The organism is Candidatus Pantoea persica (assembly GCF_013753875.1).
Classification (GTDB): Bacteria; Pseudomonadota; Gammaproteobacteria; order Enterobacterales; family Enterobacteriaceae; genus Pantoea; species Pantoea persica.
In genome coordinates, this window is the sequence record NZ_SMDS01000018.1 from 238,036 (window position 1) to 253,839 (window position 15,804).

Sequence of the window (15,804 nt, forward strand, 5' to 3'; positions counted from 1 at the left end):
GTGATCGATAAAGTAGCGCTTGAAGTCGTTGAGCATCGCCACGGTCTTCTCGAAGGTGGCCTCGTCGCGGCAGTGGCTCATCAGGATGCGTTCCGTGCCGAACATCTCCGGCACTTCCGTCAGCACCGTGGTGCCACCATTGGCATCATCTTGATCGGAGAAGCGCCCCAGCAGCGGGTTGGCGTTAATGCAGGAGAAGCCGTCCGAGCCGCTACACTCCAGACCGAACTTCAGCTCGCTCAGCCTGCCCGGCTGGCGCCTGTCGTGACGCATCACCTCATACAGGGCGCGCAGATGCGCCAGCCCCGCTTCCATATTCCTACATCGTGGCGACTTACTCAGCCTGCTATACCGTGATGCAACCCGTGGCAGGCTACGTGCTCGACATACTCGGCACCAAAGTCGGCTATGCGGTGTTCGCCGTGCTCTGGGCGATTTTCTGCGCCGCCACCGCGATAGCAGGCAGCTGGGGCGGCTTTGCGCTGGCGCGCGGCGCGGTCGGCACGGCGGAAGCGGCGATGATCCCGGCGGGCCTGAAGGCGAGCAGCGAATGGTTCCCGGGCAAAGAGCGCTCCGTGGCGGTCGGCTACTTCAACGTCGGCTCCTCTATCGGCGCCATGCTGGCGCCGCTGGTGGTGTGGGCGGATCGTGGCGCATCGCTGGCAGATGGCCTTTATCATCACTGGCGTGCTGAGTCTAATCTGGGCGCTCTGCTGGCTGGTGTTTTATAAGCACCCGAAGCAGCAAACCAAACTCAGCGACGACAAGGAGCATCACTACATCATTTCCGGCCAGGAGGCGCATCATCAGACCGGCAACACCACAAAAATGTCGGCGCGCCAGATTCTGCGCAACCGCCAGTTCTGGGGCATAGCGCTGCCGCGTTTTCTGGCACAGCCGGCGTGGGGCACCTTTAACGCCTGGATCCCGCTGTTTATGTTCAAGGTCTATGGCTTCAACCTGAAATAGATCGCGCTGTTCGCCTGGATGCCGATGCTGTTCGCCGACCTCGGATGCATCCTTGGCTCTACCTGCGGCCGCTGTTCCAGTGCTGGTTCGGCGTGAACCTGATCGTGTCGCGCAAGCTGGTGGTGACCATGGGCGCGCTGCTGATGATTGGTCCCGGCACGATCGGCCTGTTTACCAGCCCCTATGTCGACATCGCGCTGCTCTGCGTCGGCGGCTTCGCCCATCAGGCGCTTTCCGGCGCGCTGATCACCCTCTCCTCGGACGTTTTCGGCCGCAATGAGGTGGAGACGGCGAACGGCCTGACCGGGGGCATGGCAGCCTGGACCGCCAGCACCATGTTCGCGCTGGTGGTCGGCGCGCTGGCGGTGTTTGACCTGCTGGACGCGGTGGTGATCTGGACGGTGCTGCGCAACAAGCCGGTGGCCGAGCGGGAACAAGAGGTGGTGGTGCCGCAGAATGCGGCGCTGCGCGGCTGACGCCGCTGCCTGAGACGCAAAGCGGCTGCTTCAGCGTTGCGACAGCGCCCACGATCCCGCGTCATAAAGAGGCGGGATCTTTTATTTCATCGCCGCAAAGTGGTATAATAACTTTATTTGCGTCACGGAAACTGGGGAATGTGCTATGGAACTGACCGAACCTCGCCGTCTTTATCAACAGCTCGCCAGCGATCTAAAAAGCCGTATCGAAATAGGCATTTATCCTGTCGGCGACAAAAGCTGCCCGCCGAACGTCTGATCGCGGAAGAGATGAACGTCAGTCGCACCGTGGTGCGCGAAGCGATCATATGCTAGAGGTGGAAGGCTACATTGAGGTGCGTATAAGGGTCCGGCATTCACGTTATTACCAGCCAGCAGCAGAATCGCGTCACCACCGCCATCCAGCTGGAGTTCGCCAGCTTCGGCCCTTTCGAGCTGTTGCAGGCGCGACAGCTGATTGAGAGTAATGTGGCGGAGTTTGCCTCTACACAGGTGACGCGTCAGGACATCATTGAGCTGATGGCGATTCAGGAAAAGGCGCGTTAAGAAGATCACCTCCGCGACTCGCAGTGGGACATGCAGTTCCACGTGCGCATCGCTCAGTCCACGCAGAACAGCGCGCTGGCGGCCATCGTTGAAAAAAATGTGGCTCACTGCCTGCATAACCCCTACTGGCTCAAACTCCACGAGCACATCGACCAGCTCAGCATCCTCAGCTGGTGCGACGACCATGACCAACCCCTCAAAGCGCTGATGCGCAAAGATCCCGCTGCCTGCAAACTTGCGATGTGGCAACATCTGGAAAATACTAAGCAGATGCTGTTCAACGCGACCGCCGATGACTTTGAATTTAATGTGGATCGTTACATGTTTGCTGAAAATCCCGTCATCCTTTCCGATGGTGCCAGCAATATGCCTTGATTCCGCTGGGTTTTCGCCCAACAAAGTCATTTCTTTTGACGGGCCGTGTCTAAAGGTAAAACTCCTGTGCGGCAGGCACATTCCCCTGCCTCACCCTTGGTGATTTTTGTTACAGTTATCGCCCCTTTTTTACCCTTTGCGACAGGGTTTAAAAAGCGGCTGATTTAACAATCAATTCTGGAAGAATCCGGAAAATCCTGCACAGGCTGCGCTCCTAAAACAGATAACCAAACGCCGGTCTGCGCTTATGTCTTTCGAGACGCGTTAAACAATGATGTTCAGGAATGATTATGGATATTTTGCATGCGTTGCTACAGGCGCTGTGGCAACAGGACTACGAGAGGCTTTCCGATCCGACGCTGGTATGGGCCATTTATGGCGTACTGTTTATTATCCTGTTTCTCGAAAATGACCTGCTGCCCGCCGCGTTTTTGCCTGGCGACAGCCTGCTGATTCTGGTCGGCGTGCTGATCGCCAAAGGCACTATGAGTTTTCCGCTGACGATTCTGGTATTGAACACCGGCGCCAGCCTCTCGGCTGCTGGGGCAGCTATATTCAGGGACGCGGGCTCGGCAATACGCCGACGGTGCAAAAATGGCTGTCGCACCGGCCCGCGCAGTATCACGCCCGCGCACACAGCCTGTTTCACCGGCATGGACTTTCGGCGCTACTGATCGGCCGCTTTATCGCCTTTGTCCGCACCTGCTACCGACCATCGCCGGCCTCTCTGTTCTGAGCAACGCGCGCTTCCAGTTCTTCAACTGGGTCAGCGCGCTGCTTTGGGTGCTGATCCTCACCGTGCTCGGCTTTGCGCTTGGCAAAACGCCGATCTTCCGCCGCTATGAAGATGAGCTGATGTTCTGTCTGATGCTGCTGCCGCTGGTGCTACTGTTGATTGGCCTGGCGGGAGCGCTGCTGGTGCTGTGGCGCAAACGTCAGGCGAATCAGAGCGGCAAGGGGGGAGCATGAAAATTCATGCTCCTGTTCCCCGGCGTATGATGCTGCCCTGGCTGGCCGTCGCCGCTCTGCTACTGCTGGTGATTTGCCTGGCGCCGATGCTGCTGCGCCACGACACCATGGTGCAGATCCGCGTCTCGCACGCCGGCGGGCCGCTGCCGGACGGCTTCCATCTCTATCAGCAGCTGACGGCGAAAAGCATCCGCATCAAAAGCATCAAGCCCGCCGGCGACGCGCTGATTATCAACTTTGAAAACGAGGTGCAGAGCCCCGCCGCGTAGAAAGTGCTGCTCCGCCTGCTGCCGGACGGCTTTGTGGTCGCCAGACATCTCGACTCCGCTTCCGCTGCCTCGCTGAACGTCTCCTGAATCAATCTCGTCGTCCCGCGCTGGCGGGACGACGCCGGATTAGTCTGTATCCCCCGTCTTTTTTGAACTTTTTACGGGCGCTGTCTATGCTTAACTGGTGGCTCAGTCATCTGACACGCTATGATATGGCACTGTCTGGTCACGGCAGGGCAGGGCAGCAATAATGGAAGGTAACAAGCCTGATGAAACATCAACTACTTCTTGGTCTCGCGCTGCTTTCTCTCTCTGGATCGCTGATGGCAGCGGAGTCGCTCTGTCAGCAAGAAGAACAGGATATTCAGCATGAATATCGCGATGGCGAAGCAGCACGACAACCAACGCCGCATCAACGGATTGGAGCTGGCGCTGACCGAAGTGCGTGCTAACTGCAGCGACAGCAAACTGACAGCGGCCCATCAGGAGCGCATCAAGGCGCAGCAGGACAAGGTCGCCGAGCGCGAGCTTGAAGAGGAGCGCCAGGAAGGCGACGACAGGGAAAAAATCGCCAAACGCGAACGTAAACTGGAAGACGCACGCCAGGAGCTGAAAAAGTTACAGGCGGAGCCTTACTAATCCGGACTCAACTACTGAAGCTAAAGGAACATTACATGTCTAAAGAGACGTCATCAGAACATTTGCGTGCCGAGTTAAAAAATCTGGCGGACACCCTGGAAGAGGTGCTGAGCACCACCACAGATAAGTCGAAAGGCGAACTGGACAAGCTGCGTCATAAGGCTCGCGTCGCGCTCGACAGCTCGCGTGAAAAGCTGGGCGATTCCGGCGAATATCTGGCGCAGACCACGCGCGAAGCCGCACAGAAAGCGGACGGTTACGTGCGTGAAAACCCTTGGCATGGTGTTGGCATCGGTGCGGCAATTGGCGTAGCGATCGGCATCCTGATTTCACGGCGTTAATTATGGCGGTCTCACAGCGGAGCCACGGCCCCGGCAAAGGGGTCATCAACATCGGTCAGCGTATCGTCACTATGCTGGTCAGCATGGTCGAGACACGCGTCCGTCTGGCGGTGGTCGAGCTGGAAGCGGAAAAGGCCAGCCTGATTCAGCTGCTGCTGATGGTGGGCCTGACCATGCTGTTTACCACATTCGGGCTGATGAGCCTGACGGTGTTGATTCTCTGGGCGGTTGACGCTCAGTATCGCCTGATGGCGATCGGCATCACCACCGGCGTACTCTTTTTACTGGCGATCATCTTCGGCCTGTGGAGCCTGCGTAAGTCGCGGCAGTCCACCTTGCTGCACCATACGCGCAAAGAGCTGGAGACCGACCGTCAGCTGCTGGAGGACCATCGAGCATGAGCAGCAGCAAACAGGAACGCGAGGCGCGCATTCATGAACTGCTGAGCCAGGTTCAGCAGCAGCGGCTAGATCTCGGCATGGGGCGCCGCGATTTTCTGCAAAGCACGGCGCGGTACGATCGCGGCTGGCTGACGTTTCTCTGTATGCGTCGCTATCTGGCCATCGGCAGCAGCGCGCTGGCGATCTGGTCGGTACGCCGTCCGAATAAATTTATGCGCCTGTTCAAGCGCGGCTTCGGCGTCTGGAGTACCTGGCACATGCTGAAGGCGGCCCTGCCGCAGCGCTAATCTTCTCCACCCTCAGCCGGTGTGAAAAACACCGGCTTTGCTTCATCAGATTTCCTGAACATCATCTACAGAATATCTCGCTTACAACCTTTCCGCGCCGCGACTATCATATCTCCAGCTATTAGCTCAGCGAAACGTAACCAACCCGTTTGCTGGGAATTATCAGACGCGGGTAGCTTGCTCCTGCAAAAACTTAGCCTGGAGTGAATGATGAAAAAATTCTAAGATACTGGCCTGCTACTGGCGCGCATTTTAATGCCCATCCTGTTTGTCACGGCCGGCTGGGGCAAAATTTCCGGCTATGCCGGCACGCAGCAGTATATGGAAGCGATAGGCGTGCCCGGCTTCTTCCTGCCGCTGGTGATCCTTCCTGCTTGAGTTCGGCGACGGCCTGGCGATTCTGTTCGGCTTCCTAACGCGCTTTACCGCGCTGTTTACCGCTGCCTTTACGCTGCTGACCGCGTTCATGTTCCACAGCAACTTTGCGTAAGGCGTCAACCAGCTGATGTTTATGAAGAACCTTTCTATCGCGGGCGGCTTCTTGGTGCTGGGCCTGGTGGGCCCGGGCACATACAGCTTTGACCGTCTGCTGCGTAAAAAAGCGCAGCCGGCCGCTGCACTTCGCTAAACACACATCCGGCATAATGCCACATATACTTAGCAGGGCGAGGATACTCTTCGCCCTGTTTGCACTGGAGGCGATATGGGTCAACTGATCGAGGGTGTCTGACATGACACCTGGTACAACACTAAATCCACCGGCGGACGCTTCAAGCGCTCTGAGGCCGTCTAGCGCAACTGGGTGACGGCGGACGGCAGCGCCGGCCCGACGGGCAGCGCGGGCTTCAAAGCCGAGCGCGACCGCTATCATCTCTGTGTTTCCCTTACCTGTCCCTGGGCGCACCGCACCCTGCTGATGCGTCAGCTGAAAGGGCTGGAGTCGATGATTGACGTCTCCGTGGTGCATCCACTAATGCTGGAGACCTTCGGCGACGGCCTTCCCGACGCCACCGGCGACAAGCTGTAACAGAACGAGTTTTTGTATCAGCTCTATCTGCATGCCGATCCGCACTATACCGGGCGCGTCACCGTGCCGATGCTGTGGGACAAGCAGCAGGGCGCCATCGTCAGCAACGAGTCGGCGGATATCATCCGCATGTTCAACAGCGCCTTTGACGCTGTCGGCTCGCGGGCGGGCGACTACTATCCGCCTGCGCTGCGCGAAAAGATCGACGAGCTGAACGGCTGGATCTACGACACGGTGAATAACGGCGTCTATAAGTCGGGCTCCGCCACGTCGCAGGCGGCCTATGACGAAGCGGTCACCGCGCTGTTCCATTCGCTGTCGCGGCTGGAGCAGATTCTGGGCCAGCACCGCTACCTCACCGGCGACCAGCTGACGGAAGCGGATCTGCGCCTCTAGACCAAGCTGGTGCGCTTCGATCCGGTCTACGTCACCCATCTCAAGTGCGATTGCCATCGCATCGGCGACTACCTCAACCTGAACGGCTTCCTGCGGGATATCTATCAAATGCCGGGCATCGCCGAGACCGTGAACCTGCCGCATATCCGCCATCACTACTATGGCAGCCACAAAACCATCAACCCGAACGGCGTGATTTCGTTGGGTCCGGCGTTTGACTGGGACGAACCGCACGGCCGCGGCTAAGCCCGCGCCGTCCCGGCAGCGGGACGGCGCATTTCTGGCAAACTGTTATAAAAATTATCTCTGTTTATGTCTCCTCCTCGCGCCAACTATTATCTATTTTACCACGCAGAAACGGTGACTGCGAGGTGAACGATGGACGCCATTAAACAAATTTTGCTTGATGAAATTGCTACCCTGAATCGCGAAGAGCGCCGCGACAAACGACCGCGCTTCAGCTTCTCGTTTCTGAAAACCCATCCAGGCCTCTGGGCGATCATGTACCTCTGCTACACCCTGTGCGTGGCGCTGATCTTCACGACGGAGATGCTGGGCTGGCCCGCCTTCTAGATTGCCACCCTTTTCGTGCTAGTGATAAGCTTTCTGATGCTGCTGGATATCAATCCGAAATATCGCTTCGAGGATATCGACGCGCTCGATCTGCACGTCTGATACAACGGCGAGTGGTATTACGTGCAGCCGGTTTCGGCAGGCGGCGTGAAAAAAATTCTCAACCTGCCGGACGCGCCGGAGCAGGTGAAAAGCGGCATTACCCGTCTGCTGCAGCAAAAGGGCGAGGTCGATTTTTATGACGTCTATTATCTGACCTAGGGCCACCGTCAGGCGGCGCAGGTGTAGTCAGCCCGGTTGCTGAGCGGCGATCAGCGCACCCAGCGCTTCGATCGCCGCCCCGGCGCAATGCTGATCCCCTGCTGCAACGCCTGCTGATAGAGCCGGGTGGTGTCATAGCCCTGCGGCAGCGTCACCTGCCCAAAATAGCCACCCGGCGCATCGCTGACGGCGGCGCCTATCGGCAGCGCGCGGCTCAGCGCCTGGCGCACCCACTCTTTGCAGCGCGCCAGCGTCTGGCGCAGCTTTTTCAGGTGCGTATCTTAGCGACGCGTGGCGAGAAAGTCCGCCAGCGCCAGCTGCATCGGCGCGCTGGTAGAAGAGCGTGCTCATCAGCTGCAGCCGCTGAATGCGCTGCGCGTGCTGACCCGCCGCGACCCAGCCGACGCGGAATCCCGCCACCAGACATTTCGAAAACGAGCCGCAGTGCAGCACGCCGCCGTCGCGATCCCAGTACTCCGCCGGATGCGGCGGCTCGCTGCCGGCCCAGAGCTCAGCGTAGACGTCATCTTCGATCAGCGGCACCCGATAGCGCGCCAGCAGCGCCACCAGCTGCGCTTTGCGCACGGGCGAGAGCTTGACGCCGAGAGGATTTTGCAGCGTGGTCATCAGCCAGCAGGTCTTCACCGGCCAGCGCTGCAATGTCTCTTCCAGCTGCTGCATATCGATTCCCTGCTGCGGGTCGCTCGGCACCGCCAGCGCCTTCAGTTTCAGCCGCTCAATCGCCTGCAGCGCGCGCGGCGCAACGTAGTAGCCGGACTGCGGCCACGAGACGATCCAGCCCTAGCTCTACAGCACCTGATAGGCGTGCATAACCGTCATCAGGCTCATGCCCTGCTGCGCCACCTGCTGGCGCAGCGACGACAGCTTCGTGCCCGGCGGCCAGATGCCCGCTTCCATCTGCTGCTGAATTTCGTCCGTCAGTTGCTGATATTTCGCCACGCGCCGCTCCTTTCGTTGCCGGGGCGCAGTTTAGCATGGCGGGAACGGAACTGGCGTTATCAGGGGAGTGAAGACGCGCAGAATAGAGCGGGCCAGTGCTGCCGCCAGGCTGCCCAAAAAGCAAAAACCCCACTTGCGCGGGGTTTTCACCTGAAAAGTCGAAACTGACCGATAAGCCGGGTTCTGTCGTGGACAGTCATTCATCTAGGCCAGCAATCGCTCACTGGCTCAAGCAGCCTACCCGGGTTCAGTACGGGCCGTACCATGCGAACCCCTATTTGGCCTTGCTCCGGGTGGAGTTTACCGTGCCGCGAACTGTTACCAGACGCGCGGTGCGCTCTTACCGCACCCTTTCAACCTTACCTGATCCCATAAATGGGCCATCGGCGGTTTGCTCTCTGTTGCACTGGTCGTAGGCTTGCGCCCCCCAGGCGTTACCTGGCACCCTGCCCTATGGAGCCCGGACTTTCCTCCCCTCTGCCCGTATCCCTACAAGAGGGACGACGACAAAGCGGCGACTGTCTGGTCAGCTTCAGCGCCGGATAATAGGCTATTCGCCCCCGTTTGTCACGCCTCTTGCTGATCGAGGGCAAAGCGATAGAACGCATTTTTCTTCACGCCGTGAATTTCCGCCGTCAGCGCCGCCGCCTTTTTCAGGGGCAGCTCTTTATGCAGCAGCGCCAGCGTGCGCAGCGCCTCTGCGGGCAGCGCCTCGTCATCCGCCTTGTGCCCTTCGACGATCAGCGCCATCTCCCCTTTGCGGCGGTTCTCATCCTCTTTGGCCCAGGCGAGCAGCTCACCCACCGGCGCGCCGTGAATCGACTCCCAGGTTTTGGTCAGCTCGCGTGCCAGCACCACGTAGCGGTCGGCGCCCAGCTCCTTCGCCATATCTTCCAGGCTGTCGAGCAGACGGTGGGTCGACTCATAGAAAATCAGAGTGCGCGGCTCCTGCGCCAGCGCGCGCAGCGCGTTGCAGCGAGCCTTAGTTTTGGCAGGCAGAAATCCTTCGTAACAGAAACGATCGGACGGCAATCCGGCGGCGCTTAATGCTGTGACGGCGGCGCAGGCGCCCGGCAGCGGCACCACACGGATGCCCGCCTCGCGGCAGCGGCGTACCAGATGGTAGCCCGGATCGTTGATCAGCGGCGTGCCGGCGTCAGAGACCAGCGCGATGCTCTGCCCTTTCTGCAGCTTCGCCAGCAGCAGTTCGGCCTTTTGCTGTTCATTGTGGTCGTGAAGTGCGAAGAGCCGCGCAGCGATGGCGAAATGTTGTAGCAACAGCCCGGTATGACGTGTATCTTCCGCTGCGACCAGATCGACGCCCGAAAGCACCGTCAGCGCCCGCTGGGTGATATCACCCAAATTACCAATCGGGGTTGGAACGATGTAGAGCGTGCTGGCAGAAATCTCTGCCCGATCGAGTTGTTTCATTGTTTCATCCGAATTGCCGATTTAATATTGAGCATCTTGAAAAAAACATCACTGGATACAGTATGCTTCCTTCAAAAGTCGTTCGCCATAAAGTAGGACGCTTTGTGCCTGTCCTTCTTGCTGGGCTGATTTTAGCCGCCTGTAGCGGTCAGGGGCCGCAAACCTCTAACGTCAATATTCAGGGACCTGTTACCGGCGGGTCTGATTACTATCTGCAACAAGTACAGCAAAGCAGCGATGATAGCAGGACAGACTGGCAATTACTTGCCATCCGCGCCCTGATGAAAGAAGGAAAGTATCCAAAGGCGGGCCAGCAGCTGAATCAGCTGCCGAGCCAGCTCAGCGACACGCAGCAGCAGGAGCTGCTGCTGCTGAAGTCGCAGTTCCTCTTTAGCCAGCAGAACGTGCCGGGCGCGACCCAGCTGCTGAACCAGGTGAAAGTGGACGACCTGTCGAAAGAGCAGCAGGCGCGCTACTACGGCCTGCAGATCGCCGCCGCACAGGGCAAACTCTCGCTGGTGCTGCTGCGCGCCTATATCGCCCAGGAGCCGCTGCTGAGCGGCGACGATCGTCAGAAAAACATCGACGCCACCTGGCAGGCGCTGACGCAGATGACGCTGCAGGAGGCCAGCAATCTGGTGATCAACGCCAGCGAGAACACCCTGCAGGGCTGGCTGGATCTGCTTAACGTCTGGCGCGCCAACGCGCAGGACGGCGAGATGCTGAAATCGGCGCTGGCAGACTGGCAGACGCGCTATCCGCAAAACCCGGCGGCCAAAACACTGCCGACGCCGCTGAGCCAGACGCAAAACTTTACCAAAGCCTCAACCAGCACCATCGCGCTGCTGCTGCCGCTCAACGGTCAGGCGCAGGTTTTCGCCGGTGCTATCGAAAAGGGCTTCAACGACGCTAAAAACGGCGCGCTGAACGCCGCGCCGCAGCATGCGGCTTCGCCAGCCGCACAGCCTGCGACGGCAGAAGGCGCGCAGCCGCAGCCCGCCGCCAGCGCGCCGCCCAGCAGCAGCGCGCAAATTAAGGTCTATGACACCAGCAGCCAACCAATCCAGCAGGTGATGCAGCAGGCGCAGCAGGACGGCGCCACCATCGTGGTCGGGCCGCTGCTGAAAAACGAGGTGGAGTCGGTGGCCAACAGCCAGACGCCGCTCAACGTGCTGGCGCTTAACGCCCCGGAACAGATCCAGAACCATCCGAATATTTGCTATTTTGCGCTTTCTCCTGAAGAAGAAGCGCGCGATGCCGCACACCATATGTGGGATCAGGGCAAACGCCAGCCGCTGCTGCTGGTGCCGCGTAGCAGCTTTGGCGATCGCGTCGTCAACGCCTTTACCGAGGCCTGGCAGAAGCTGGGCGGCAGCGCGCCGCTGCAGCAGCGCTTCGGCTCTACCGCCGAGCTGAAACAGGGCATCAACAGCGGCGCGGGCATTACGCTGAGCGGCACGCCGGTCAACATGCAGCCGGCCGAGCCGCAGAGCATTACCATCGCCGGGCTGACCATTCCTTCGCCGCAGCCGAGCGCGCCAGCGACGGCGAGCGAGGGTGGCAGCGTCGATTCGGTCTATATCGTCTCGACGCAGGATGAGCTGCAGCTGATCAAGCCGATGATCGCGATGCATACCGGCAGCCGCAGCGGGATTGCGCTCTACGCCAGCTCGCGCAGCTACCAGGCGGGCGCCGGTCCAGACTTCCGTCTGGAGATGGAAGGATTGCAGTTCAGCGATATTCCGCTGCTCTCCGGCCGCAATCCGGCGCTGATGCAGCAGACGGCGCGGTCGTTTAACAACGACTTCTCGCTGGTTCGCCTCTATGCGATGGGCATTGACGCCTGGACGCTGGCGAACAGTTTCAATCAGGTGCGCCAGACACCGGGCTTCACCATTGACGGCAATACCGGCAAGCTGAGCGCGAATCAGGATTGCATGATCAACAGGACGTTGCCATGGAATCAGTATCACCAGGGCGAGATCGTTCCCACCTACTGAACCGTCGGCGCCTCGGCGCCGAACAGGAGCAGCGCGCCCGGCGCTATTTAGAGCGCACCGGGCTGCGCTGGGTAGCCAGCAACGTTCACTGTCGCGCTGGCGAACTGGATCTGGTTATGCGCGACGGCGCATGCTGGGTGTTTGTGGCGGTGCGTTACCGGCGCGATGCACGCTACGGCGGCGCGCTCGCCAGCATCACCCACGCTGTGGCTCGCCCAGCGCGGCGGCAGTTTTGAAACGGTGGATTGCTGTTTCGACATTATCGCCATTACCGGTACGGCGCTCGAATGGCTGCCCAATGCCTTTAATGCAGACGTATAGAACCAGGTGGTCATGTGCAGGACAGAATTAAAGCGTGTTTTACTGAAAGTATTCAAACCCAGATTGCAGCCGCTGAAGCGCTGCCGGACGCCATTTCCCGCGCCGCCATGACGCTAGTGCAGTCCCTGCTGAACGGCAACAAGATCCTCAGCTGCGGCAACGGCGCCTCCGCCGCTAACGCACAGCACTTCGCAGCCAGCATGATCAACCGTTTCGAAACCGAGCGGCCCAGCCTGCCGGCGCTAGCGCTCAGCGCGGACAACGTGATGCTGACGGCAATCGGCAACGATCGCCAGCATGACGAAATTTACGCCAAACAGTTACGCGCGCTGGGTCAGGCCGGCGACGTGCTGCTGGCTATCTCCACCCGCGGCAATACGCGCGATATCGTCAAGGCGGTAGAAGCCGCGGTTACTCGCGATATGACTATTGTCGCGCTCACCGGCTATGACGGCGGAGAGCTGGCGGGTCTGCTTGGCCCGCACGACGTGGAAATTCGCATTCCTTCGCACCGCAGTGTCCGCATCCATGAAATGCATATGCTGACGCTCAACTGTCTGTGCGACCTGATTGATAACAATCTGTTCCCCCACCAGGAATAGCTGAAGGAGCAACCATGAAAGCATTGAACGCTGTCGCCATCCTGTTAACCGCCATGCTGCTGCAGGGCTGCGTCGCGGTCGTTGCCGGCGGCGCGGCTGTTGCCACCAAAACAGCCACCGATCCGCGCACCGTCGGTACGCAGGTAGACGACGGCACGCTGGAGCTGCGCGTCAGCAACGCGCTGGCGAAAGATCAGCAGATCAAAACCGACGCGCGCATTATCGCCACTGCCTATCAGGGCAAGGTGCTGCTGACCGGCCAAGCGCCGTCGCAGGATATCGCCAGTCGCGCCAAACAGATCGCCACGGGCGTGGACGGCGCGACTGAAGTCTATAATGAAATCCGCATCGGTCAGAAAGTGAGCCTCGGCACCTCCTCTTCGGACACCTGGATCACCACAAAAATCCTCTCGCAGCTGCTGGGCAGCGACCAGGTGAAATCGTCCAATGTTAAGGTAAGCACCGAGAATGGCGAAGTGTTTCTGCTGGGTCTGGTGACACAGCAAGAGGCGACAGCGGCGGCCGATATCGCCAGCCGGGTCAGCGGCGTGAAGCACGTCACGACCGCCTTTACTCTGCTGAAGTAAGCGGCAAAAAGCAAAAAGGGCGGCCCAGGCCGCCCTTTCGTTATAAGGCCCCGTCAATAGCCTGACTCCGTCGGTTTCTACAAAGGCCCCGTCGCCGCGCTATATTGGGCAAAAAAAAAGCAGCCAGAGCGGCTGCTTTCAGGAAGCGAGTGTGTTTATTGGCCGGCGATTTTCATTTCTGGCAGCAGCACCGAACCGCATTGTATGTTGCTGCGGGTTTCAATGTCGTTACCAATCGTAACGATATTGCGCCACATATCCTTGAGATTTCCTGCAATAGTGATCTCACTCACAGGATACTGGATCTCGCCGTTTTCTACCCAGTAACCTGCCGCGCCGCGCGAATAGTCGCCGGTGATGGCGCTGACGCCCTGACCCATTAGCTCGGTGACCACCAGGCCGCTTCCCATCTGCTTCAGCAGATCGTCAAAGCTGCTGCCCTGGCCTGCGATGCGCCAGTTGTGAATGCCGCCCGCATGGCCGGTGCTTTTCAGGCCCAGCTTGCGCGCCGAGTAGCTGGTCAGCAGCCAGGTTTGCAGCACACCATCTTTAATAATGTCGCGCGCCTGGGTGCGTACCCCTTCGCTGTCGAACGGCGTGGAGGCCAGACCCTTGCGCAGGTGCGGCTGCTCCTGAATGGTGAGCCACTCCGGCAGGATCTGCTGACCGAGCGCGTCCAGCAGGAAAGTGGATTTGCGGTAGACGCTGCTGCCGCTGATGGCGCCGACCAGGTGGCCGAACAGGCCGGTGGCCACTTCCGGCGCGAAGATCACCGGCGCTTTCATGGTAGAGAGCTTGCGCGGCGCCAGGCGCGACAGCACGCGGCGTGCGCACTCTTCGCCGACCCAGTCGGGGCTTTGCAGATCGTCAAAGGCGCGTCCGATTGTATAGGCGTAGTCGCGCTCCATATTGCCGTCCTGCTCGGCGATCACGCAGCTGGAGAGCGAATGGCGGCTGGAACAGTAGCTCTGCAGCATGCCGTGGCTGTTGCCGAACACCTTGATGCCGACGTGGCTGTTAAAGCTGCCGCCTTCGGTATTGGTGATGCGCGAATCCGCCTTCAGCGACGCCTGCTCCGCCTGCGCGGCCAGCTCGATGGCGCGATCGGCGTCGATTTCCCACGGATGGTAGAGATCGAGATCAGGCGCGTCGAACGCCAGCAGATCCACCTCTGCCGGCGCAGCATAAGGATCGGCAGAGGTGTAGCGCGCGATGTCGATCGCTGCCTGCACGGTGCATTTAATCGCTTCAGGGCTGAGATCGGTCGATGAGGCGCTGCCTTTGCGGTTCTGGTGATAAACGGTAATGCCGAGCGCGCCGTCGCTATTGAACTCGACGTTCTCCACTTCGCCGTAGCGGGTGCTGACGCCGATTCCGGTGGTTTTGGTCACTGCCACTTCCGCGCCGTCGGTGCTGGCTTTTGCCAGATCCAGCGCCTGCTCGACTACCTGTTCCAACACTTTTCGCTGTTCTGCAACCTGAGTAGATACGTTCATCGGCCTGCCGTCTAATCTTATGTATGAAAGTTTTGAGTCTATCAGAGTCAGAGAACAATTTCGCAGTCACTCGATAAACTGATAGGATTAGCCTCTTTTTTTTTTTAGGAGAGCCTAGAAAATGACCAAACAGCCCGATGAGTGGCTCGACGATGTACCGGATAATCAGGAAGAAGTAGACGAAGAGATTATCTGGGTCAGTAAAAGCGAAATTAAACGCGACGCTGAGACGCTGAAGAGCTGAAACGCCTGGGTGCCGAACTTTTCGATCTGGGCAAGAACGCCCTGGAGAAGATCCCGCTGAACGAAGAGCTGCTGGCCGCCATTGAGCTGGCGCAGCGCATCAAGAAAGAGGGGGCCGCCGCCAGCTGCAGCTGATTAGCAAAATGCTGCGCGCCCGCGACGTCGAACCGATTCGCCAGGCGCTGGATAAGCTGAAAAACCGCCAATAGCAATAATCGATGCCGCCGGTATCGCATTTTTCTTCATGCGCGTAGTCGGTCAGCTCCAGACGACAAAGTCCGCCAAGATACCAGCTATCGTTAATTTTATACCAAGGCGCGAAGCCGAATATCCATTCGGTTCGCGCGGAGTTAAATTCCGGCTGAATAAAGGGCGACAGCGCCCAGTTTCCCCTGTGGTAGAATTTCAGGAAGGTGACTTCAACCACGTTTAATACGGTGTCATTATAAAATTTGTCTTTGGGATCGGTGCCGCCGGTTTTAAATTTCGTCCCGACGCCAATAAACATATCCTGCGGCAGGGTGGTGCTTAACCCGAGCTTGTCATAGTACGTACGGTCGCGCAGGCGGTAGTCCACAGATGCGGTCGCCCGCGCGGCGGTTGAACCCAGAAGCAGCGTGAGGCCGAGAGAGGGT

Annotated in this window: 9 protein-coding genes, 1 other RNA gene and 12 pseudogenes; 17 read left to right on the top strand and 5 right to left on the bottom strand. The window is 59.2% G+C overall.

Annotation, left to right across the window (positions count from 1 at the left end):
• Positions 1–315, bottom strand: a pseudogene (locus EIO60_RS10075) (altronate dehydratase); the annotation flags it as partial.
• Between EIO60_RS10075 and EIO60_RS10080 the strand changes: the two are divergent.
• The 11 genes and pseudogenes from EIO60_RS10080 to EIO60_RS10130 all read left to right on the top strand — a co-directional run.
• Positions 315–1,445 (top strand): annotated as a pseudogene (locus EIO60_RS10080) (MFS transporter); the annotation flags it as partial. The pseudogenes EIO60_RS10075 and EIO60_RS10080 overlap by 1 nt on opposite strands.
• 145 nt (positions 1,446–1,590) lie before the next feature.
• A pseudogene (gene exuR / locus EIO60_RS10085) lies at positions 1,591–2,366 on the top strand (transcriptional regulator ExuR).
• A 290-nt stretch (positions 2,367–2,656) separates the two neighbouring features.
• A pseudogene (locus EIO60_RS10090) lies at positions 2,657–3,335 on the top strand (DedA family protein).
• Positions 3,332–3,601: pseudogene (locus EIO60_RS10095) on the top strand (EnvZ/OmpR regulon moderator MzrA); the annotation flags it as partial. The pseudogenes EIO60_RS10090 and EIO60_RS10095, both read left to right, overlap by 4 nt.
• A 272-nt stretch (positions 3,602–3,873) precedes the next feature.
• Positions 3,874–4,243, top strand: a pseudogene (locus tag EIO60_RS10100) (DUF1090 family protein).
• A 35-nt stretch (positions 4,244–4,278) separates the two neighbouring features.
• Positions 4,279–4,584 (top strand): ElaB/YgaM/YqjD family protein, encoded by a 306-nt coding sequence (locus EIO60_RS10105; RefSeq protein ID WP_258576700.1) that lies wholly within the window; start codon positions 4,279–4,281, stop codon positions 4,582–4,584.
• Between the two features lie 2 nt (positions 4,585–4,586).
• The gene (locus tag EIO60_RS10110; protein WP_258576701.1) at positions 4,587–4,985 is read left to right on the top strand and encodes a phage holin family protein; all 399 of its coding nucleotides are present in this window, start codon (positions 4,587–4,589) and stop codon (positions 4,983–4,985) included.
• Positions 4,982–5,272 (top strand): YqjK-like family protein, encoded by a 291-nt coding sequence (locus EIO60_RS10115; protein ID WP_258576702.1) that lies wholly within the window; start codon positions 4,982–4,984, stop codon positions 5,270–5,272. The genes EIO60_RS10110 and EIO60_RS10115 overlap by 4 nt, the downstream gene beginning before the upstream one ends.
• 255 nt (positions 5,273–5,527) lie before the next feature.
• A pseudogene (locus EIO60_RS10120) lies at positions 5,528–5,900 on the top strand (DoxX family protein).
• 75 nt (positions 5,901–5,975) lie between these two features.
• Positions 5,976–6,941 (top strand): annotated as a pseudogene (locus EIO60_RS10125) (glutathione S-transferase family protein).
• A 132-nt stretch (positions 6,942–7,073) separates the two neighbouring features.
• Positions 7,074–7,529: pseudogene (locus EIO60_RS10130) on the top strand (YlaC family protein).
• A 50-nt stretch (positions 7,530–7,579) separates the two neighbouring features.
• On the opposite strand, the pseudogene EIO60_RS10135 reads toward EIO60_RS10130, so the two are convergent.
• The 3 genes and pseudogenes from EIO60_RS10135 to rsmI form a co-directional block, all read right to left on the bottom strand.
• A pseudogene (locus EIO60_RS10135) lies at positions 7,580–8,489 on the bottom strand (aminotransferase-like domain-containing protein).
• 156 nt (positions 8,490–8,645) lie between these two features.
• Positions 8,646–9,023: RNase P RNA component class A (gene rnpB, locus EIO60_RS10140), an RNA gene on the bottom strand.
• Between the two features lie 33 nt (positions 9,024–9,056).
• Positions 9,057–9,920 (bottom strand): 16S rRNA (cytidine(1402)-2'-O)-methyltransferase, encoded by an 864-nt coding sequence (gene rsmI / locus EIO60_RS10145; protein WP_258576703.1) that lies wholly within the window; start codon positions 9,918–9,920, stop codon positions 9,057–9,059.
• 62 nt (positions 9,921–9,982) lie between these two features.
• Between rsmI and EIO60_RS10150 the strand changes: the two genes are divergently transcribed.
• The 4 genes and pseudogenes from EIO60_RS10150 to dolP all read left to right on the top strand — a co-directional run bounded on the left by EIO60_RS10150 (position 9,983) and on the right by dolP (position 13,430).
• On the top strand, positions 9,983–11,920 hold the full coding sequence (locus EIO60_RS10150; protein ID WP_258576704.1) for a penicillin-binding protein activator: 1,938 nt from the start codon (positions 9,983–9,985) through the stop codon (positions 11,918–11,920).
• A pseudogene (locus EIO60_RS10155) lies at positions 11,878–12,241 on the top strand (YraN family protein). Before EIO60_RS10150 ends, EIO60_RS10155 begins: the two are co-directional and overlap by 43 nt.
• A 14-nt stretch (positions 12,242–12,255) precedes the next feature.
• A complete protein-coding gene (gene diaA / locus EIO60_RS10160) occupies positions 12,256–12,843 on the top strand; it encodes a DnaA initiator-associating protein DiaA (protein WP_258576705.1) in 588 nt (195 codons plus the stop codon).
• Positions 12,844–12,857: 14 nt separating this feature from the next.
• Positions 12,858–13,430 (top strand): division/outer membrane stress-associated lipid-binding lipoprotein, encoded by a 573-nt coding sequence (dolP, locus tag EIO60_RS10165; protein WP_258576706.1) that lies wholly within the window; start codon positions 12,858–12,860, stop codon positions 13,428–13,430.
• 155 nt (positions 13,431–13,585) lie between these two features.
• On the opposite strand, the gene pmbA is transcribed toward dolP, so the two are convergent.
• Positions 13,586–14,926 carry a metalloprotease PmbA gene (gene pmbA / locus EIO60_RS10170; RefSeq protein WP_258576707.1) on the bottom strand — a complete coding sequence of 447 codons (1,341 nt, stop codon included), beginning with the start codon at positions 14,924–14,926 and terminating at the stop codon, positions 13,586–13,588.
• A gap of 121 nt (positions 14,927–15,047) precedes the next feature.
• Here pmbA and EIO60_RS16755 point away from each other — a divergent pair, with 121 nt between their 5' ends.
• Together EIO60_RS16755 and EIO60_RS16760 are read left to right on the top strand one after the other, a co-directional pair.
• Positions 15,048–15,170 (top strand): hypothetical protein, encoded by a 123-nt coding sequence (locus tag EIO60_RS16755; protein WP_374058171.1) that lies wholly within the window; start codon positions 15,048–15,050, stop codon positions 15,168–15,170.
• Between the two features lie 41 nt (positions 15,171–15,211).
• Positions 15,212–15,378 (top strand): annotated as a pseudogene (locus EIO60_RS16760) (dual-action ribosomal maturation protein DarP).
• Positions 15,379–15,804 lie beyond the last annotated feature (426 nt).

Coding starts and splice junctions, on each gene's coding strand:
- EIO60_RS10105 (WP_258576700.1), top strand. CDS start 4,279: ATGTCTAAAGAGACGTCATCAGAACATTTGCGTGCCGAGTTAAAAAAT.
- EIO60_RS10110 (WP_258576701.1), top strand. CDS start 4,587: ATGGCGGTCTCACAGCGGAGCCACGGCCCCGGCAAAGGGGTCATCAAC.
- EIO60_RS10115 (WP_258576702.1), top strand. CDS start 4,982: ATGAGCAGCAGCAAACAGGAACGCGAGGCGCGCATTCATGAACTGCTG.
- rsmI (WP_258576703.1), bottom strand. CDS start 9,920: ATGAAACAACTCGATCGGGCAGAGATTTCTGCCAGCACGCTCTACATC.
- EIO60_RS10150 (WP_258576704.1), top strand. CDS start 9,983: ATGCTTCCTTCAAAAGTCGTTCGCCATAAAGTAGGACGCTTTGTGCCT.
- dolP (WP_258576706.1), top strand. CDS start 12,858: ATGAAAGCATTGAACGCTGTCGCCATCCTGTTAACCGCCATGCTGCTG.
- pmbA (WP_258576707.1), bottom strand. CDS start 14,926: ATGAACGTATCTACTCAGGTTGCAGAACAGCGAAAAGTGTTGGAACAG.
- EIO60_RS16755 (WP_374058171.1), top strand. CDS start 15,048: ATGACCAAACAGCCCGATGAGTGGCTCGACGATGTACCGGATAATCAG.